The following is a 20165-nucleotide window of genomic DNA, read 5'->3' as shown; positions in this document are numbered from 1 at the left end:
GAAGCGACGGGAATCACGGCGGCGGATGTGGAAGCAGAAGCGGGAGATATTGTTGTTAATCAGGTAACAGCATACACCGCAACGTTATCGGCTGAAGGGGATTTAACGTTAGTTCCCGTAGGGGCGCAAGGCGTTGCGCCCTCGCCCTCTTTGGTAACAACCGGGGATTTAAATCTGTTGGCGAAGGATACGGTATGGGTAAGAGATAACCAAACCAGTCCTTTTTTAGCCCAAGCAGGTGGGAATCTTTCTATTCAGGGGAATAATGGAATTGATATTCTGGCGCTGAACCATCCAGAAACCCCGTTTGTGAGTGTGGGAAATATGAGTTTAGTCAGTGATGAGATTATTTCTGGCGATGCTCACTTTGCTAGTGGGGGTGGCTTTTCAATACTTAATTTAGCTGGAGAACCTGGAACGTTTAGAAGTATCAATGACCCAATTATTCGGGCAATTGGGGATGTTGAATTCGGTGATTATGAAGGTGTAGCACTAAAAGTCGAAGCGACAGGGAGTATTAGAGGTGGAGATATTACAATCACTGGACCCGATACTAACATTCCAGGTAATGATCCAGATGCTGGCATTTTAACGAGTAGCAGCGCTCTAATCTTAAGAGCAGGAGTGGATACAATTAATCCAGAAAATTTCCCCAGTTCCAATGTACCAACATTAGGCACAAACTTCGATACGCCAGCTACACCCTTACTACCAGAAGGCAGTATTCAGGTAGGAGATATTAACACTTCATCCATTAATGATAATGGGGGTTTGGTAATTTTATCAGCTACAGGCAACCTGACTACCGGGAACATTAGAACTGTAGCTACCCAGTCAGATGCTGGTAATATTCAGCTTAATAGCAATAGTGGTGTCATTGAGACAGGAAATCTAGAATCTTTCGTGGAACAAGGAGGTAATGGTAATGGTGGTAACGTTGAAGTTACTGCTGGCACTCAGATTAGAGTTGGAGGAATAGACTCTACTTCTACATCAGGAAGTGGTGGTTCTATAATATTAGAGTCAGGTGAAAATGATAGTATCGAAGTTAATTTTATCAAGGCTGAAGGAGGTTCGGGCGGAACAGGAGGGGATGTTGACATTACCACTGCCAGTTTTGGAGCTTCACTAGGTTTTCAAGGTCTAAACGACGTAGCCGATGTTCAAATTTCCACAGCAGGAGTTTCTGAGAGTGGCTCAATCCAGTTCAACGATTCAGTAACTTTGACTAGGGATCACCTTTTCTATACAGGCTCAACTAACTCAGGTGACATTCTCTTTGATGGTACACTAAACGGAAATCATGAACTAAGGCTTCATGCTGGAGCAGGCAAAATTCAATTTAAAGACCTTATTGGTGGTGATACACCCCTAAGCAACCTTGAAATTATCAATGCCCAAGATATAGAGATGGCAGGCGGTATAATCACTGGCAACCGTAACTTTACTTTTAACCAACCAGTTATCCTTACAGGGAATACAAAATTCGATGCGGGTACTGCCACAATTACATTCGATTCAACCCTTGATACGGGAGAAAATGACTTAACTTTACTCGCCAACGAAATTGATTTGGCTGGCGGAGCTGATTCCGTTAGAGGTAATGGCACAATTGAACTTCAACCTACGACACCTAATACAAATATTGCGATCGCGGGTTCTGATAATGACACAGATAGCTTAGACCTAACAACCGATGATTTGACGGCTTTGCGAGATGGGTTTAGCACGATTACAATTGGGTCAAATAATCAAAGCGGAACCATTACAGTTGTCAACGATGTTGAATTTACAGATCCAGTCACATTTACCGGAACAGGAGAGATTGCTCTCAGTGGAGCGATAACAGGAACAGGAGATGCCTCTATTACCCTTGATGCTCCCACAACTATCCTCAATGCGAATATCAGCACCGCTAGTCAAGATATTACTTTAGGTAACGTATTACTGGGTGATAACATAACCCTCGACACCGATTCAGGCGGTGGTAATGTTACCTTTACCGGAACTGTCGATAACAATCAGAACCTAATCATCAACGCTGGTACTGGCACAACGTTATTCAATGGTATTGTTGGTGGAACTACTCCTCTGAATACTCTTATTACTGATGTTGGAGGAACAACAAGAATTAGCCAAGACATCACTGCCAATAAGCTGGGATTTAACGATACTCTGGACATAGCATTGGACTTAAACCTAACCACAAATGAGATTGAGTTAGGCGCTACTGTCAGTAGTTCAGGAAGTAACCTGGTGCTGCAACCTTTAACACCGAACCAAGATTTTGACCTGACAGCGACATCTACCTTGTTAAATGGCTTCGAGTCCATCACAATTGGAACGGCTGATGGAATAGGTTTGATTACCTTAAATGGTGACGTTTCATTTGATAGCCCACTGCTAATCCAATCCCCAGGAGGATCAGGTTCTATCGAGATAAATGGAGCGATAATAGGTCAAGGGGATGCCTCAATTGAATTGACTGCAAACCAAACGATAACAACTAGCGATATTACTGCTAATGGTGGAATTATCTTAACGAGCCAGACGGAAACAGTTACCAGCGGTAATCTCAATTCATCAGGAGTCATTAGCGGTGGAGATATTACTGTTTCTGCTCCCAATGGAATCACGACTGGAGAAATTAACTCCAGTTCCACATCAGAAACGGCTGGAAATGTAGAATTAGACTCAGACAATGATATCGAAGTTGTCTTTATTGACGCTCAAGGGGGTACGGATGGTAGTGGTGGAAATATTAATGTTACTACAGAACAATTCTTTAAAACTACTGGCACCTTTACAGACCAAAATGGCTTAACTGTCAGCATCTCTACAGCTAGTAGTCAGAGTGGTGGTAATATTGTGATTCAGCATGGTGGCGATGGATTAATTCCTTTTGATGTAGGAAATGCTACCACGAACGGCACAGCCGCAGCAATTACAAGTGGTGAGTTTACTATTGCTCCCGTTCAATCCTTCCCCTTCACTTACACAGAAGGCAATATTCAAATTATTAGTGTTGACCCCCCCATTGAACCACCTGAACCAGAACCCTCACCCACACTGCCAGAACCATCATCACCACAGTTCGATAGACTATTAGCCCCACCCGAAGCTGATCCTCCCTCATCCTTAACAGTTACACTGGAAAACAGGGGTTTCCCTTTAGAAGAATTATTTACCCGCGAATTTGAGAAATATCTAGGATTCTTCAATCCTTCCGTTAACACACTAGGGCAAATTCGGATAACATTGAGCAATATTGAATCCGCCACAGGTCAAAAACCCGCCCTGATTTATACCGTCTTTTACCCCACCCGACTAACTCCAGACTCCGGTTCTTTAACCAATCCCATTCCCCAAGATAATGACCAACTGCAACTGGTTGTTGTCACACCAACTGGGGAACCGATTTTCATGCCCATTCCCGGTGCAACTCGCGCTAATGTTCTAGCTGAAGCCCAAAAATTGCGCCGTGCAATTACTAATCCAATTACACGCAGTACCAACCGTTATTTAGCCCCAGCCCAACAACTGTATCAATGGATAATTGCCCCAATTGAGGAACAGTTACAAAACCAAGGTATCCAAAATCTCAGTTTTATCATGGATGGAGGATTGCGTTCCATTCCCTTACTGGCTCTCCACGATGGCGAACAATTCCTAATTGAAAAATACAGTGCGGGTTTAATGCCCAGTATCAGCTTAACCGATACTCGCTATCGCGATATTAATGACTTCCAAGTTTTGGCAATGGGGGCGTCTGAATTTACCGACGCCAACCCCTTAAAAGCTGTCCCGGTTGAATTAGCCGCAATTACCCAAGAAATATGGCAAGGAGAATATTTCCTCAACCAAGAGTTTACTCTGGAAAACCTAAAAACCCAACGTCAATTACAACCCTTTGGAATTGTCCACTTAGCCACTCATGGTGAATTTAAATCGGGACGCATGGAAAATTCTTATATTCAGCTATGGGATACTAAACTACGCCTCGACCAACTGCGTGAGTTAAAGTTGTATGAACCCACAGTAGAATTATTAGTCCTGAGTGCTTGTCGCACCGCTGTGGGGGATGAGGAAGCTGAGTTAGGCTTTGCCGGGTTAGCGGTACAAGCTGGGGTAAAATCGGCACTGGGAAGTCTCTGGTATGTCAGTGATGAAGCAACGTTGGGACTAATGACCGAATTTTACCGTCAGTTAGAGACAGCACCGATTAAATCAGAAGCGCTGCGACAGGCGCAACTTTTGATGATTCGGGGAGAGGTGCGGTTAGAAGAGGGGAAATTATTGGGGAGTGGGGAAAGTATTACGTTACCTCCAGAGTTAGCACAAATAGGAGATAAAGATTTGTCTCATCCCTATTTTTGGTCAGCATTTACGATGATTGGTAGTCCATGGTAAATCTTACTTTTCACGGGAGCTGGAAAACCTCTCTCCAAACCTCTCTCCATCCCCCCTTACCCCCCTTTGAAAGGGGGTAAGAGAGAGAAGGCTTTGAATTCTCCCCCTTCCCTGCGAGGGAAGGGGGCTGGGGGGTTAGGTCTAATGTTGATTTTTCTAAATGGCGTGAAAAGTCAGATGTTGACATCCTCCCCCGGCTAAAGAGCGCGGGGGATTCCTCACCACGCCACCTTTTTAGGGGTGGTCGCTGATTGGGGTTGACGCTTCGCTGAAGGTTGCCTCCAAATGAGGTCTTACACCCTCTCCACGTCCGTTTATAGTCTCGGAATGCCCTCCCGCGACTTGTATTTACATTACCACAATAGTAGAACGTTATCCGAATTATTTGACTGGCGAATAAATTCGCTACCTAGACGGTTCGCTCGGTTTCATCTCCCAGCTAAAGAGCGTGGGAGCCTTCACCCATCGCTTTTCCGGTAAATAAGTAGGGGCTGCTGAATAAGTCTTGTGGGAGGGTAGGGAGCTCTTGAAGCTGGGGGAGGATTTTACACTCCCCACCAGATAAGTCCACCCACTAATACGGCAATAACAACCAGAGCCACCCAGATAAATTGATTATCTTTGGTATTAACCTGACTCAGATCGATCGCATCCGATTCAATTTGTCTTTTCAAACTGGGATTGCTTCTACTCACCCCGCTACCCCGACGATCTATAGAATCACTTTCAGAAATAGCACCTAAATCGGGAATCTTGGTCATCCATTCCTCAGGTCGCTTGAGCTGGGGGGCTTGTAGGATGTAGAGTAAGCTGGTAGACTGTTTGCGAATATCCAGGTCAGGATGCTTTGTCAGTTGCTGAGCTAACGCGATCGCGTCAGTTTGTTGTCCGGCTGCATCATAAGCTGTAACAAGCCACATTTGCGCCTCTCCCCCTAAACGAGAATTGCGGTTAATCAAAGCGCAGGCTTTTTCGAGGTGCTTCACCGCAGCGCGATAGTCACCCCGCTCAAAGGTAGCTTTTCCAGTTTGGTATTCGATGCGGAATTGTTCTTTGTCATTGGTCATTGGTCATTGGTCAAAAACTTGACATCATCGAGACACTGATTCGTGCCATTGGGTGAAGTTAGATCTGGCTCTAGGCTTATACCTTGAAATTACACGAAAACCTGAAGGAATTAAAGCGCTAAGGAACTAACAAGTCAATCTGACCTTCACTTAAGCTGGGACTGACAGCCGGATTCAGTGGGATAGTTACACTGGTAAGGGAACAGGATCGCCGGATACAAGATAAATTTTTGCGCTTCAGTGAATCGCTTAATGGCTACTTAACATATTTTGAGGTGAAACGATGCTGAAATTTTCTCTCCTACAACGCCGTTGGCTGAACATCATGGTCACGCCTTTAACCGTGGGAGTGGCTTGGATGATAGTGGGGGATAGCGCAGTAGAGGCTAGACCGATTCAGTCATCGCGCTGTACTTCGGTGATTTACGGTAGCCCCATTCCATCACCGATACCCATGAATCGGGTCACAGGTCAACCTTGTGCCTTTTCCTCTGAAGGTTCATCCTATAGCAACTATCGCGATCGCGACTATACTCGGTATCAAGAGCCGATTCGGGGAACCATTCGCGATTCTACGCTAATTAACCCCACAATTATCAATTCGACTATTTCGGATTCTATCCTTGTTAATCCTGTGATTATTGATACAACTCGGTCTGCCAGACACCGATTTCGCTCAAGTAGAGTCCGCATCCACAGCTCAGATGTGATTGATCGCTCTTCGGGAATCCGAATTCGTATTCGTTGACGCCTCCCGCAGACTCTAGCCTGTGGAATTGCTCGGGTAATCCTAACGATAAAATTAGAATTAATACCGGGTTATTCGATAGACAGTTTCTCGGATTAAACACAGAGAGAATAATGGACTGAGACAACTTGTTTCAGTTCCCTGGAAAATTTGAATTGAACTTCAAGCCAATGCCAGTCACTACCCAAACTCAGCGAACCGGTCGTTTTGTCGATCTCTGGTCTTACATTGCTCTGGGAACAGCAGGGTTAGTGCTACTAGCGTTTGTTGTGGCTCAGTTTTTCCATAAAAGGTTGATGTCACAGACAGTATACGTTGAGCCAGAGGAATCGGTTCAACTGGAGTCGATACAACTCCAGCCTCAGCTTATCGGTGCTTTGCGGATTGATGTGGAGGCTTGGCTGTCAACGAATCAGTGGGTAATCTACGAAATTCAAATTCTTGACCAAAATGGGCAAGTGATCGCCTCAGCGATGAAAGAAGCCTGGAGTGAGTCGGGGACGTGGTACGAAGATGGTGAATCGGGTAGTTGGTATGAGTCGGATTTGCAGGGAGGACTCGACGTTCAGGCAAAGAAAAATGAGAAAATAACCGTGGCAATTGCCGTGTTGGACTATGGCAATACCTCTGGACAAGAACTCGAACAACCCGTGGGATTTAAGGTGAGAGTGGAAAATGGGGTTGTTGATACGCGCTATTTGTGGTCAGGTTTAATTGGTTCGACAATTCTAGGGATTATGGCGATCATTGCCACACCCTTTTCTGGGAAAGTCGCGATCGCGAAAACAATTCAAGATAGCGATCCCAGTGGACGCGCTACGGTGGGAGGGGCTGATCAGCTAGTGCGGGTCAAGATCAATGTGAAATCTGACGAAACCTCACCGCGACAGCTAAACGCACGTCTGGTGATTAATGATGCTTATGGAGAACAAGTTTATGCCGGTGCTTTGCCTATCCCTCTAAGCTTTAAAGAAGAAGATGGCAAGGTGGAATCGGCGAAGGGTCAAGTCCAATGTTTTTTCACCTTAGAACCTCGCAGTTCCTACGGTTTTCATCTGGATGTGATGCCAGATGCACCTGTAGATCAGACGACGCTGACAGTACGCGATCGCAACCGCACTCTGGTTCCCGTTGAGGTTGTTCACATTCGCCCATCTCCTTTAACGGTATCTGATCAGTAGGTAGGTCAGTCGAAATAAAACTCCCTCCAACCCTTACTAATGACTCTGTTCATCCTAGGAGTTTAACCGATGTTAACTAAGATTTTTGCTGGGGCTGCGATCGCGATCGCCCTCTTGACAATTACGGCAGGTTATACACAGCGTTCTGCCCTCGTCCTGCGAGCCGATAAACAGGACAACTATTGGCCCCGACATGGAACAGGATTATCGGGCGGTTATCGCGGTGGAACATGGATTCTTTTACCCAATCGCTCGTCTTATGGAGGGTTTCGTGGCGGCGGTCCGAGTGCAGGAAAATAGGGCTTTCTTAATCCTGCGCTAGGGTAGGGGCTCTTTCATTGCCGTGCCCTTATGGTTATGGTTGATCCGCTTTGAACGTAATTGCGGCATTCCCCGACTTCAACGACAGTAAGTTGGGGAAGGATAGCAGACAAACTAGGAATTAAATATTCCGCAGGTTGTCAATTTTTTATGGTAAAATATAGGCATGAAAATACGTAGAGCAACCTATAGAATTTATCCAAATAAGGCTCAATGTAACAAGCTTCATTGGGCTAGAAAAATGCACTGTGAACTCTATAACGCGGCAATTGCTAACCGGAGGACGCAGTACAAGCGCTTTGGTCATTCTGTTGATTATTTTGAGCAACAGAATTGTTTGCCTGAATTTAAAGAAGTTTGGATTGAGTATGCCGAATTAGGTTCTCATACGTTGCAAGCTACATTAAAGCGGGTTGATTTTAGCTATAAACGATTTTTCAAAGGATTGGGTAAGTACCCCAGGTTCAAAGCAAAGCGGCGGTATAGTGGCTGGACATATCCAGACAAAGCAGGTTGGAAAGTTTTGTCTAATGGTAACAACGGTTACTTGGAACTGAGAGACCTTGGTTTAAAGATTCAAATGCGGGGTCAAGCTAGAACTTGGGGAACTCCAACAACCTGTACAATCTTTTTTAGGAACGGTAAGTGGTATGCGTCAATTACCGTGCAGTGCAATCCGACTCGCCAAACAGGTACAGGTTCAATTGGAATAGACTTAGGTTGCCAAGACGCGGTAACGCTTTCAACTAGCGAGAAAATTGCTAAACCAGATTTTATTAAGGAAGGATACAAGAAAGTTAAGGTAGCCTCAAAGCGGTTAAGACGCAAGAGACAACCTAATAGGAACAAAAAAGTTTTGGGTTCAAGACGATGGAAAAAAGAACGAAAACGGATTTCTAAACTTCAGAGCAAGATATTCCGACAACGAGAAGATTGGCTGCACAAAACAACCAGCGAGATAATTAGCAGTAATAGCCTAATTGCTGGAGAGCAGTTAAACGTCAATGGTATGACCCGAAAAGCAAAGAAGGGCAAGCGCAAGAAACAAAAAGCCGGGTTAAATCGGTCTATTCTCGACGTTGGGTTTGGCATAATCGGTGATTTGTTAACCTACAAAGCTGCTGAAGCTGGTGGGTTTTATGTCGAGTCACCAACTAGAACGCTCAAACCAACTCAACGGTGTGCTAAATGTTGGGAATTAACGCCTAAGACTTTGGCTGATAGAGTTCATGTTTGCTCTAATCCCGACTGTAATCATGTTGAGGATAGAGATATTAATGCCGCTCAAGTCAACGAAATTTGGGCAAGGGGCTTGGAACGAGCCTCTTTAGACGTGGAGTCGCCTAGCTCTACTGATTGCGGAAGCATGAAGCAGCTAGGGGCGAAGAAACGTCAGAAACGACGACTTACTTCGTTGAAGTCGTCGTAGTTCATTAAAAATCCATGGCACAGCAAAACGTTTCCACAGACAACTCTAATGTTGAACCCGTAACTCAACCCCCAGTTGCATCATTAAATCGCCATCAACGTCGGCTACTCTTAGCGGCGGCGGCGGTATCCTCTAGCTGTGGGCTGGCGGTTGAACTGTTGCTCGGAACCCTGGCTAGCTATTTAGTGGGCAATCAGGCGCTGTCTTTTGGAGTAGCTATCGGCGGCTTTTTGGCAGCCATGGGGATTGGCTCTTACTTAAGTCAATTTATCGCGCCCAAGTCCCCGCCGTGGCTCCAACAACGCCAACTGATTGTGGCATTTCTTCAGGTTGAACTGCTAATGGCTCCCCTGACAGCATTATTACCCTTAGGATTATTTGCCCTATTTGTCGTCAACGGTTTCCTCTGGTTAGGATTATTACTGGTAACTGTGTTGCTGGGCATTTTGGCAGGTTTAGAAGTCCCCCTACTGACACGAGTGCTGGAACTAGAGGAGGGAGTGCGGGAAGCGCTGGCTGGGGTTTTGGCGCTGGATTATGTGGGAGCGTTGTTAGGTTCGTTACTGTTTCCAGTATTGCTCCTACCCTTAATTGGCTTATTTCCCGCCGCCTTTGTTCTGGGTGCATTGCCCGCCTTTATGGTGTTTGCTATTGGACAGCAGTTTCCTCGGCTGCGCCGTTGGGGATATCTGGGTTTAGGTTTAGGCGTTATTCTGACATTATCCGCACCCGCCGCGATTCCCATCAGTAATCGGTTGGAAAATACCCTGTATCAAGCCCCCGTAATTACCCGAATTCAATCCCCCTATCAACGGATTGTCTTGACGCGCCGGGGACAAGATTTGCGACTATTTTTAGATGGGGATTTACAACTATCTACCTTGGATGAATACCGCTACCATGAAGCATTAGTACATCCGGCAATGAGTGCCAGTCAGAACAAACGTCGTGTGCTAGTCATGGGCGCAGGGGATGGGATGGCGGTACGGGAAGTGTTGAAGTGGCAAGACGTGGAACGAGTGGTGCTGATTGAGTTAGACGCTGAAGTAGTCAAATTAGCCAAGTCTCATCCCCAGTTGGTGCGGTTAAATGGGGGGGCGTTAACTGATCCTCGTGTTGAGGTGATTAACGCCGATGCTTTTGTTACAGCACCTGCCTTAAATGAAACCTTTGATATTATTATTGCTGATTTTCCTGACCCTGACCGAGAAGTGCTTGCCAAGCTGTATGCGGAAGGGTTTTACCAGCGTTTATTACCGCGATTGGCAGAGAATGGCGTTTTTGTCACCCAAGCATCGAGTCCTTTTTTTGCTCCAAATGTTCTAAGCTGTATTGTGGCAACGCTATCGGATGTGGGATTATCGACTCATCCTTATGTGGTGGATGTTCCCAGTTTTGGACCCTGGGGTTTTGTCTTGGCGTCGCGGCACTCGATTCAAGCGGATAAGCTGACATTATCGGTGTCAACTCGTTATCTGACTGAGCCGATTTTGCACCATTTATTTGAGTTACCTGGGGATGTCCAGTTAGGAAATGTGCAGGTGAATCGCCTCTCTCATCCTGTGATTGTGCGTTATCAGTCTGACCCCCGTTGGACAGCGTATTAGTAATAACTAATAAGTTATAAGTCAGATGATGGTATTTGTTTGGATTGGAATTATTGTGATTATTGCTACTGCTGTTGTTTTGCTAGTTCTTCAGCAACGGGGACTTTTATCAGGACTCGGTGAAAGTCGGCGTTTACCCCTGGAAGAACGTACCATTTTTACTCTGGAAGTTGGTGATATTGTCCAATACATGGGGACAGATTGGGTGGTGGAAGGGCAACTGACTTATAATGTAGGCGACTATGCTTGGTATGAGTATTTATTGCAAGATGGAGAGCGTATTTGTTGGCTTTCTGTGGATGAAGATGACCGAGTAGAAGTGGCATTATTAGAACCAACGCAGCAGTTGGAGGTGAGTGGAGAACCCCCCAAGCAGCTAAACTTTAGCGGTGACATCTATCGCTGTGTGGAATCTGGCGTGGCTCAAATGACGCGCACGGGTACAACGTTGCGCCGCACAGCAGAACGTTGTCGATATTTTGATTATGAAGGAGCGGATAATCAGGTTCTCTCGATTGAAGAATGGGATGGTAGGATTGAAGTCACCGTGGGAGAGCGTATTAATCCGAGAATGCTGAGTCTTCTTCCGGGAACAGGTGAACGGTTGTATGGAAGTTAAGGCAATGGTACTGGCTTAAGGCTGGTGGGCAATGCCCACCCTACGGTACTATCATGCGGCACTAGAATAGCTCTAATGGGTGAGGCTTTTTGATCCCCGTTAAGTGTACCTTACTACTACCGACGCCAAGTACCCCACACCCAAAACCATGAAATCTACCGCACTCGACAAGTTTATTAACTTCTTGCGAGAGGAGTTAGCGATTCCATCGGCAGCCATTTCCTTAGCCTTACGCCATCAGGAAGAGAGTCCTAATTTATTACCGATGACGTTGTGGCAGTACGGACTCATTTCATTGGATCAATTAGACCGAATTTTTGATTGGTTGGAAACGGCACAGCTTACTCTGTAAGTCCTCTTTAGATTTTAACCTGCCTTGATACTGCTATGTTAATTAAGGATTGATTGGTGCGTCACGCTTCGCTAACGCACCCTAAAATTTGGCTGTAAATACTTATAACTGGGGATTAGGTTTTTTTAACGGCTTTGGCAATGGCACGTCTGGAGAATGCTGTGCTTGGTCGAGCTTATAGCCTTCAACTTGAAGTTGTTGCACGAATTGGGTTGACTCAAAGTTGGTTGGTTGTGTTGACGTTGGCAACTGTTTTTGTCCTTGACTTTGGCGTCGAAGTTGTTTTAGTTTTGCTTTTCGTCCCATGATTACTCCCTCGATAAGGACTCAACAAACATCTGATGTTCTGCTGTGGCTATCCCCTGTTGGATGATCTCCAATACCTTGGCTAAATTTCCAGCGAGTAAGGCGGATTGTTTTAACCACAAGCCAGGAAAGATTTCACCACAAATAATACCATTTTCATCGGGTTTTAGCTGGATATACTCACCCTCTTGTAACCTAAACCAATCGAATTGCTCATCGTACACTCGCCACACTAAATACTCTTGTACCTGATTGCGCCGATAAACGTTAAGTTTGTCATGTAAATCGATAGAGGCGCTCAAATTCGATGCGGGTGAGTTTATCACCGTTTTCCAGGGGGGGAAGGGTTAAGGTTGACGCGATCGCAGATTGATCTATCATGGTTTTGTTCTCCTTGAGTTGAGCCAGATTCAGCCATCAAAAGTGACGCCACCAATATTCGTTCTAGCTGGTAGACTTGGCGCAGGTGTTGTAGGGCGGCTGTTGATAGCAACCCTTTGACATGCCAACGAATTGTCCCCAAGCTAGCAACTGCGATTCACTCGTTGCTCTGTTGAACTGATATCTATAGAATGTTGTCCAAAATTCAGGGGCAATTCGAGATTTCCAGCGCTTGCGCCAACGCACCATATCTTGAGGGGTGGGAGGTTCGGCTTCCAGAATTGGCGGAAAATCGGCGTAGCTGACAAATCGGCTCAACCCTTTACCGTGAACATAAACAATATGTTGCCAGCATTCGATGCGATAAATCTCGTCGGGAGAGCGGTTAAACAGCAAGGAAACTGTCTCGACGGTGACAAATCGTGCTAAGGGGTGACGGTTGGAGGATTTGTAATTTAGTTTTGACTCTTCAAAGGTGGGCGTTTTTGTGGTATGTGTTGGTAACATAGAAATTACTTCCCATTTAATGGGACATTGGTGCGATCGCTCTTAAGTTTGCGAGACAGAAAGAGCGATCGCTTTTTCAGGTTCTCTCATTAAACGATGCAACTGCATCATTTGTCAAGGATGGGGTTAGTTAGGCTAAAGATTCGAGAACTTGCACAAGAGAAGGGATGGACGTTGAAGGAAGTGTCCGACCGTTCCGGTGTAATTTACAGTACGGTGAGAAGTTATGCCCGTCGTTCCGAGTTGTCAATGGTAGATTATACTGCCCTCTATAAGTTAGCTCGCACGTTTGATGTGATGATTGAGGATTTGGTTGAGATTTTAGAGGAGTAGAAACAAGCCGTTTTGGATCGCTGCAACCGTTGATATACCGTAGGGTGGGCATTGCCCACCAACCTGAAGTCAGTGCCATTCCTCCTAACATACTGTGTCAAAATTAACCTAAGTTTTCAGAAGGGCAAACCATGGTTTGGGCGACAGGGGATGCACTTTATAACGGTAAGTACATCTTAGAGAGACAACTAGGACAAGGGCGTTTGGGGATTACCTATCTGGTAAAGGATAGAGACGATTGTCGCTGGGTGATCAAAACCTTGAATGATGCACTCCTCAATTCCCTCACCCCACAAGAACAAAACCGACTGGAAACCAAGTTTTGTCAGGAAGCGGTAAAACTCAATGGTTGTAATCATCCTCATATTGTCAAAGTCCGAGAACTTTTTAAAGACGGGAAACGGTGGTGCATTGTCATGGATTATGTGGATGGGTTGAGTTTAGCCTACCGCGCCCAGAAAATGCTCCCAGAAGCGGAAGCCCTCAATTATATTCAGCAAATTGGTGAGGCGCTGATTGAGGTGCATGGGAATGGTTTGATTCATCGGGATGTGAAACCGGGTAATATTATTCGCCATGTTCGTGACGGAAAAGCAGAAGCTGTTTTAATTGATTTTGATTTAGCGCTGGAGTTTGACTGTGAGGTAACTTCAGTACGGACAAAGGAAGCCTCAGACGGGTTTGCGCCAATGGAACTCTATTCCCGACTGGCTGAGAAACCGGGAGAATATACGGATGTTTATTCCTTAGCGGCGACATTGTATGAACTGTTAACCGGACACAAACCTGTGAGTGCAATTAAGCGTAAGCTAGACCGTGAGCGTTTAGTTCCACCAAAAGAGTATAACGATCAGATTAGCGATCGCACAAATCGGCTGATTCTCCAGGGTATGAAGTTAGAACCGAAGCAGCGCCCCCAGTCGATGCGAGAATGGTTAGATTCTTTGGGGTTGATCAGTGAAGCTTCTCCCCCTGCACCCACACCACCGCCTGCTAAGAGAGGATTAAGCTTAGAGCAAAAACTTGCGATCGCGGGGTTTATTGTAACGGTGCTAAGTTTAATTGTGGCATTCTTTGGACCCTTGTCAGACTGGATGGATCGATTAAAACCTCAGTCACCCACGTCTCCTACTCCATCATCGACGATTTCGCCATAGACAATTCTAGAATTACCTCAAAATAGCCATGGTTTGGGCAACAGGGAAACAATTACAAGGCGGTAAATATGTGATTCAAGGAGTTCTGGGACAAGGTGGTTTCGGGATCACTTATAAGGCGCGGCACGTATCCCTCAATCATTATGTTGTCATTAAAACGCCTAACGAATATCTTCAATACGAGCCAGATTATCACAAGTATTTAGCTCGATTTATAGAAGAAGCACAGATATTAGCCCGACTATCCAGAGATCCGCATCCCTCTATTGTCGGAGTGCAGGACTTGTTTCAAGAAGGGATAATTTCCTGCTTGGTGATTAATTTTGTCGAGGGGGAAAATTTGTTTGAGTTAGTTAGGCGTAGGGGAGCGATACCTGAAGCGGAAGCAGTGAGATATATTCGCCAAATTGGGGAAGCTTTAACTCTAGTGCATCAGGTAGGGTTAACTCATCGAGATGCTCATCCGGGCAATATTTTATTACGGCAAAATGGCAAAGCGGTTTTAATTGATTTTGGTATTGCTAAAGAACTGGTTCCCTCGACATACACGTCAACAGGAGCAGTTGGTAATGAGGGATTTGCACCTTATGAGCAGGTACACCGGGGAAGTCGGGAGCCAAATGTAGATGTTTATTGTTTAGCGGCAACGCTGTATTATGCACTGACAGGTCAACGTCCTACTAAGGGTTTGGATCGCAAGCTTTATAAGGAACCCTTGATTGAACCTCAGCAAATTATTCCAAGAATTAGCGATCATCTGAATCAGGCAATTCTCAAAGGGATGGCGTTGGAGCCAAACAACCGTCCCCAGTCAATGCAGGCTTGGTTGAAGAAGCTAGACATCCCAAAGGTATTTACTCCACTTTCAAATGATTTAGTTCACAAAACAAAAAATCTCGTGTCAGTTTTTAATATAAAAAAACAGCTTGACTTTAACCAAAGTAAATCAAAATATTATATTTTTGTGGACGATTATTTTGACTATATTATTGCAGAAAATGCAAGAGCAAATAAAATCATGTTAGTTGTAATATGTTTTTCGTTTATTGTTTTTGTTGCTTCAATTACACCATCATTATATACTTCTATTAAGGCTAGTAGACAAGAATATCAAGCTCTAAAAAATGTATTTAATCTAAATCGCGCACAGCAACTATTTTTTTATGAAAACGGCAAATATTCAACCCAAAAGGAAGAATTAAAAACAAACATAAAAAGTACAGATTCATATATTTATTCTAGTTACATATCAATAGTAAAAGAACCTAAAAATCTTATAAATAAAAGTCTTGATAAATTAGGATTAGGTATTAGTGATTACAAGACTAAAACGTATATTCAGGGTGTATTTAATTATGGAATATCTCGCAATAATAATCTCAAGAGCTATGTCGGGGCTGTAGTTGTTAGAGAATTATCAAAGATTGATGAACCAATAACACTGTCAATTTTATGTGAGTCAAAGTCTCTGGACACACCTCCTCCTGAACCAATCTATAAAAATGGAAAACTTGCGTGCAGCTCTGGTACACAAGAGGTTTCACCCTGAATGTACGATCGCACTCCAATGACTAATCACACTTAATCAATACTACGATAAAATTAGATCTGTTATCCCCAGATTCCAATGACTTCTACAGCTAACCCTCCAACCTTTACCAAAACCCTACCTGACCATACTCAATTACCAGAATCGGATGGCACATTTGGGAACAACTTTCAGGAGCATCCCCAAAGCATTCTTTTAACCGATTCCATCACATCCGTACTGCAACGATATCATCCAGATGGGCAATATTGTATTGGTCAAGATTGCGGAATTTACTGGTGTTTAACTGACCCACCCGAAAAAGAAGCCGAAGCACCGGACTGGTTTTATGTCCCCAATGTACCGCCTACGCTGAATGGTCAAGTACGGCGGTCTTCTGTATTGTGGCAAGAATTAATTCCACCCCTGATTGTTTTAGAATTTGTCTCAGGAGATGGCTCACAGTTACGAGATAATACACCTTTATCTCAAACTCAAGAACCGGGAGCAGAAAAACCGGGCAAATTTTGGATATATGAACGGATAATTCGTCCAGCGTATTACGGCATTTCAACCTTAATATCAATAATGGGGAAATCCTTGTAGTGCGAGCATCTTGCTCGCTACTAATACCCAATTTAAATGCATGACAGCTTAATAAAATGAGAACTGGCAAGTATTTCACCCTCATCCCTTAACCCCTTCTCCCATCGAGGGAGAAGGGGAACCGGAGCACCAACTGCCTTGGATTAAAACCCAAGACTAAAAGCGAAAGTCGTCTAAAGACGACTGTAAAATATCGTGTCCGGTTGAATACTTCCATTGTGGTGAAGGCAAGGCAGAGGGTAAAAATACGATGAAATAAGTAAAGTATAAAAATGGCAAAATAGACGATACTAATAATAGTTTAGGTAGACATGATACACGAGTTTAAGTCCACTTTAGTGGACTTAAGCTATTAGCCAAGAACTTGAGTTCTTGGCGAATGTGCGGACTGATTTAAAATGGTACAAGATATCAACAGGTTTTAGCTCTGAGCCAATTTAATTCAGGACTGTTGTTTTTGAACTCAAGCCACCATGCAACCAAATCACTCCACTCGCAAATACAAACGACGCCGTGTTCTGCGTTTAGCCGCATTAGCTGCGGGAACCTCAATTCTACCTGCGGCTTGCAGAACCGTAAATTCCACCTCGCCTACACCTGATGCAGCCGTTGATGCAACCGTTCCCACCACCACACCCACCCCCCTCGCCCAGTCTCCATCCGGTAATGTGAGTAAAGTGGTTCTGGTGCGTACTGATGACCGAGTTGCTGGAACTCAAAAAGCACTGGACTTGCTACAACCTGAAGGACTTTCCGATCGCACTATATTTCTTAAGCCTAACTATAACACCGGAGATCCCGCCCCAGCCGCAACAGATACGCAACTCCTAGAGGCGCTGGTGCAAGAGTTACAGACTGCTGGAAGCCAAGGAATTACAATCGGCGATCGCTCCGGGATGGCAAATACTCGTCAAGCCATGGAACAAAAACAGGTGTTTCAATTGGCAGATCGCTATGGCTTAGAAACGATTGTATTTGACGAGATGGATGCGGATCAATGGCAGTATATTTCCGCCGAGGGAACCCACTGGCAAAAAGGCTTTGCCTTTGCTCGTCCGATTTTAGATGCAGGGGCGATTGTTAATACCTGTTGCTTGAAAACTCATCGTTTTGGCGGTCATTTTACCCTGTCGCTGAAGAATTCCGTGGGGATGGTTGCCAAATATGTGCCTGGAGATTCGTTTAATTATATGCAGGATTTACATTCTTCCCCTCACCAACGAGTCATGATTGCCGAGATTAACCAAGCCTACAAACCCGCGCTGATTCTATTAGATGGGGTAGAGGCTTTTGTGAATGGTGGACCCGCCTCTGGGAAGAAGGTAAAAGCCGAGGTAATGCTAGCGGGAACCGATCGCGTGGCGGTTGATGCTGTCGCCATTGCCATTTTGCGATCGCTTGGCACCACTGACGCGGTTTCTGGTGGTTCAATTTGGCAGTTAGAGCAAATTCAACGAGCCGTAGAATTAGGATTGGGTGCTAGCAGTGCTGAACAAATTGAACTGGTAACGGCGGATAGCGCTAGCCAAACCATGGCAGATCAAATCCGTCAACTCTTAACGATTTAGCGATCACCTGTTGAGTGTTGGTACAATTCCATCACCTTGGTAATTGGTAGCCGTGACTGCACACCGATGGTGAGGGGAGATGTATGTCCACGATTAAGGTGATCCGCCGCCGCACAACCAATCATGGCAGCATTATCGGTACAATACTTAATCGGTGGGAAAACAACGCGCAAATTGTGAGCTGACGCCGCCGTTTGCAGGTGCTCTCTCAAGCCACTATTTGCTGCAACACCACCCCCAACGGCAATGGTGGTTAACCCATAATCGATCGCGCAATTAACCGCCCGTTTAGTTAGCGATCGCGCCACGGTTTCCTGGAAAGAAGCCGCAATATCATTCACGGGTAATTCATTCCCTTCTTGCTCTAATTGTTGCACTAATCGCAAGACAGCCGTCTTCAACCCACTAAAACTGGAATCATAAGGGTGATACCCTCCACTCGGACGAGATATCTTCCCTTCGGGTAACCCAAAGGCGTGAGGATTTCCTTCCTTGGCTAACCGATCAATCGCCGGACCTCCAGGATAGCCCAGGTGCAACAATCGTGCTACCTTATCAAACGCCTCACCCGCCGCATCATCACGAGTTGAACCCAACATTTCATAGACGCCACAGTCCTTAACATAAATTAAACTGGTATGACCCCCAGACACCAACAAACACAAAAATGGGGGTGCGAGTTCAGGTTCAATCAGATACGTGGCGTAAATATGCCCTTCTAAGTGATGCACTCCCAGAAACGGCTTATTATGAACCATTGCCAGGGTTTTTGCCGCCGTTAAACCCACCAACAGCGAACCCACCAAACCGGGCGCACAGGTAGCGGCGATCCCATCAATCGCCTCCCAGCCCAGATTAGCTTCCGCCAAGGCTTGGGCGATCGCGGTATTGATCATTTCCAGATGCGATCGCGACGCTACTTCCGGCACAATCCCACCATAAGGCTGATGCACCGGAATCTGAGATGCCACAACATTACTACAACAGGTGCGATCCTCCACCACCGCCACGGCGGTTTCGTCACAACTGGTTTCTATGGCTAAAACACGAGCCATTTGCCCATAACCTGAATGAAAAACTCAATTTACATTTTAATTAACTTAACTTTACTCTGTTCAACCTGTCAGAGTAATATTGCTGGAGTGTACAAATCGCTTTTGTGTTTTGTACATAAAACTTTTGATTTCGTAACAAAAGGAAACAATTCTATGCGACGATTGTTGGCTCTACTTTTCGCCGTTACCCTCTGGTTTAGCTTTGTCACCCCAGCCTTGGCTGATTTTGACCATCTCACACGCTGTAGTGAATCACCCGCATTTCAGCAACGAGCGAAGAATGCCCGTGCGACCACCGATGACCCCAATTCCGGGCAAAAACGCTTTGAGCGTTATTCTCAAGCCCTCTGCGGTGATGATGGACTGCCCCACTTGATTGCGGATGGTCGCTGGAGTCGAGCAGGTGATTTTCTCATTCCTAGCATTCTCTTTTTGTATATGGCTGGCTGGATTGGTTGGGTTGGTCGCTCCTATTTACAAGCGATTCAAGCCGATAAGAATCCCGAAGAAAAAGAAGTTATCATCGACGTGCCTTTGGCAATTAATAAAATGCTCTTTGGTTTTGCTTGGCCCCTAGCCGCCCTGCAAGAAGCCCTCTCTGGCAAATTGTATGCCAAGGATGAGGAGATTCCTGTATCCCCTCGCTAATCTAGAAATTGGCAACTGGAGATAGGAGCTAGCTGATGGGTGTAGAATTTTCCGTCATTTCGGGGGACTAACATCCTAGCTGTCCAAATCTCTAGTTACACAATTGATCGACTTACCTATCCACTATCACGTTCAGGAGAAGTTTGATGCAGTATTTTCTCAAGTATCTTTCCTTAGCCCCGGTGTTAATTGCTGTTTGGTTAACCATTACAGCCGGAGTTTTGATTGAATTTAACCGCTTTTTCCCTGATTTACTATTTCATCCGATGCCGTAAGCTGAGTGGTTGGTATAGATTGAGGAGAGAATTTGTTAATATCGTTATTTGCTAACTCCCTCCTGAC

At 45.2% G+C, this 20165-nt stretch carries 18 protein-coding genes and 2 pseudogenes; 15 read left to right on the top strand and 5 right to left on the bottom strand.

Going from position 1 to position 20165, the window contains the following annotated elements:
* A partial coding sequence (locus ACLGGO_RS06220; protein WP_446418645.1) for a CHAT domain-containing protein occupies positions 1 to 4410 on the top strand: 4410 nt, incomplete at its 5' end.
* A gap of 545 nt (positions 4411 to 4955) precedes the next feature.
* Here ACLGGO_RS06220 and ACLGGO_RS06215 read toward each other — a convergent pair.
* Positions 4956 to 5477 (bottom strand): hypothetical protein, encoded by a 522-nt coding sequence (locus tag ACLGGO_RS06215; protein ID WP_446418644.1) that lies wholly within the window; start codon positions 5475 to 5477, stop codon positions 4956 to 4958.
* A 283-nt stretch (positions 5478 to 5760) separates the two neighbouring features.
* On the opposite strand from ACLGGO_RS06215, the gene ACLGGO_RS06210 reads away from it, so the two are divergent.
* The 7 genes from ACLGGO_RS06210 to ACLGGO_RS06180 all read left to right on the top strand — a co-directional run bounded on the left by ACLGGO_RS06210 (position 5761) and on the right by ACLGGO_RS06180 (position 11734).
* The gene (locus ACLGGO_RS06210) at positions 5761 to 6225 is read left to right on the top strand and encodes a hypothetical protein (protein ID WP_446418643.1); all 465 of its coding nucleotides are present in this window, start codon (positions 5761 to 5763) and stop codon (positions 6223 to 6225) included.
* Positions 6226 to 6395: 170 nt separating this feature from the next.
* The gene (locus ACLGGO_RS06205) at positions 6396 to 7406 is read left to right on the top strand and encodes a hypothetical protein (RefSeq protein WP_446339675.1); all 1011 of its coding nucleotides are present in this window, start codon (positions 6396 to 6398) and stop codon (positions 7404 to 7406) included.
* Positions 7407 to 7475: 69 nt separating this feature from the next.
* Positions 7476 to 7706, top strand: a complete 231-nt coding sequence (locus tag ACLGGO_RS06200; RefSeq protein ID WP_446339674.1) for a hypothetical protein — start codon at positions 7476 to 7478, stop codon at positions 7704 to 7706.
* A 187-nt stretch (positions 7707 to 7893) separates the two neighbouring features.
* Complete coding sequence (locus ACLGGO_RS06195; protein WP_446418642.1) at positions 7894 to 9156, top strand: RNA-guided endonuclease InsQ/TnpB family protein; 1263 nt, start codon at positions 7894 to 7896, stop codon at positions 9154 to 9156.
* Between the two features lie 14 nt (positions 9157 to 9170).
* A complete protein-coding gene (locus ACLGGO_RS06190) occupies positions 9171 to 10763 on the top strand; it encodes a polyamine aminopropyltransferase (RefSeq protein WP_446418641.1) in 1593 nt (530 codons plus the stop codon).
* A gap of 28 nt (positions 10764 to 10791) precedes the next feature.
* Positions 10792 to 11382, top strand: coding sequence for a DUF4178 domain-containing protein (locus tag ACLGGO_RS06185; protein ID WP_446418651.1), 591 nt, complete (start codon positions 10792 to 10794; stop codon positions 11380 to 11382).
* A 148-nt stretch (positions 11383 to 11530) separates the two neighbouring features.
* Positions 11531 to 11734 (top strand): DUF2949 domain-containing protein, encoded by a 204-nt coding sequence (locus tag ACLGGO_RS06180; RefSeq protein WP_446339671.1) that lies wholly within the window; start codon positions 11531 to 11533, stop codon positions 11732 to 11734.
* A 102-nt stretch (positions 11735 to 11836) separates the two neighbouring features.
* Here the strand turns inward: ACLGGO_RS06180 and ACLGGO_RS06175 are convergent, their stop codons facing one another.
* The 3 genes and pseudogenes from ACLGGO_RS06175 to ACLGGO_RS06165 form a co-directional block, all read right to left on the bottom strand.
* Complete coding sequence (locus ACLGGO_RS06175; protein ID WP_446418640.1) at positions 11837 to 12040, bottom strand: hypothetical protein; 204 nt, start codon at positions 12038 to 12040, stop codon at positions 11837 to 11839.
* A 2-nt stretch (positions 12041 to 12042) separates the two neighbouring features.
* Positions 12043 to 12339, bottom strand: a pseudogene (locus ACLGGO_RS06170) (Uma2 family endonuclease); the annotation flags it as partial.
* A gap of 145 nt (positions 12340 to 12484) precedes the next feature.
* Positions 12485 to 12928, bottom strand: a complete 444-nt coding sequence (locus ACLGGO_RS06165) for a hypothetical protein (RefSeq protein WP_446418639.1) — start codon at positions 12926 to 12928, stop codon at positions 12485 to 12487.
* Positions 12929 to 13048: 120 nt separating this feature from the next.
* Here ACLGGO_RS06165 and ACLGGO_RS06160 point away from each other — a divergent pair, with 120 nt between their 5' ends.
* The 5 genes and pseudogenes from ACLGGO_RS06160 to ACLGGO_RS06140 all read left to right on the top strand — a co-directional run bounded on the left by ACLGGO_RS06160 (position 13049) and on the right by ACLGGO_RS06140 (position 18120).
* Entirely contained in the window at positions 13049 to 13261 is a 213-nt protein-coding gene (locus tag ACLGGO_RS06160) for a helix-turn-helix domain-containing protein (RefSeq protein WP_446339693.1), read from the top strand.
* 131 nt (positions 13262 to 13392) lie between these two features.
* Entirely contained in the window at positions 13393 to 14418 is a 1026-nt protein-coding gene (locus ACLGGO_RS06155; RefSeq protein ID WP_446418638.1) for a serine/threonine protein kinase, read from the top strand.
* Between the two features lie 28 nt (positions 14419 to 14446).
* Positions 14447 to 15967, top strand: a complete 1521-nt coding sequence (locus ACLGGO_RS06150; RefSeq protein ID WP_446418637.1) for a protein kinase domain-containing protein — start codon at positions 14447 to 14449, stop codon at positions 15965 to 15967.
* Between the two features lie 78 nt (positions 15968 to 16045).
* Positions 16046 to 16516 (top strand): annotated as a pseudogene (locus ACLGGO_RS06145) (Uma2 family endonuclease); the annotation flags it as partial.
* A 509-nt stretch (positions 16517 to 17025) separates the two neighbouring features.
* Positions 17026 to 18120 carry a DUF362 domain-containing protein gene (locus tag ACLGGO_RS06140; protein ID WP_446418636.1) on the top strand — a complete coding sequence of 365 codons (1095 nt, stop codon included), beginning with the start codon at positions 17026 to 17028 and terminating at the stop codon, positions 18118 to 18120.
* Here the strand turns inward: ACLGGO_RS06140 and tsaD are convergent.
* Positions 18117 to 19175 (bottom strand): tRNA (adenosine(37)-N6)-threonylcarbamoyltransferase complex transferase subunit TsaD, encoded by a 1059-nt coding sequence (gene tsaD, locus ACLGGO_RS06135; protein ID WP_446418635.1) that lies wholly within the window; start codon positions 19173 to 19175, stop codon positions 18117 to 18119. The genes ACLGGO_RS06140 and tsaD overlap by 4 nt on opposite strands.
* A gap of 153 nt (positions 19176 to 19328) precedes the next feature.
* On the opposite strand from tsaD, the gene ACLGGO_RS06130 reads away from it, so the two are divergent.
* Together ACLGGO_RS06130 and psaJ are read left to right on the top strand one after the other, a co-directional pair.
* Positions 19329 to 19823, top strand: coding sequence for a Photosystem I reaction center subunit III (locus ACLGGO_RS06130; protein ID WP_446339664.1), 495 nt, complete (start codon positions 19329 to 19331; stop codon positions 19821 to 19823).
* 146 nt (positions 19824 to 19969) lie between these two features.
* Complete coding sequence (gene psaJ, locus ACLGGO_RS06125) at positions 19970 to 20098, top strand: photosystem I reaction center subunit IX (protein ID WP_446339663.1); 129 nt, start codon at positions 19970 to 19972, stop codon at positions 20096 to 20098.
* The last annotated feature ends 67 nt before the right edge of the window (positions 20099 to 20165 follow it).

This window comes from Coleofasciculus sp., assembly GCF_046565525.1.
Lineage (GTDB): Bacteria > Cyanobacteriota > Cyanobacteriia > Cyanobacteriales > Coleofasciculaceae > Coleofasciculus.
Note: the sequence above shows the minus strand (reverse complement) of the source record. Positions and strands in the feature narration are given on the sequence as shown.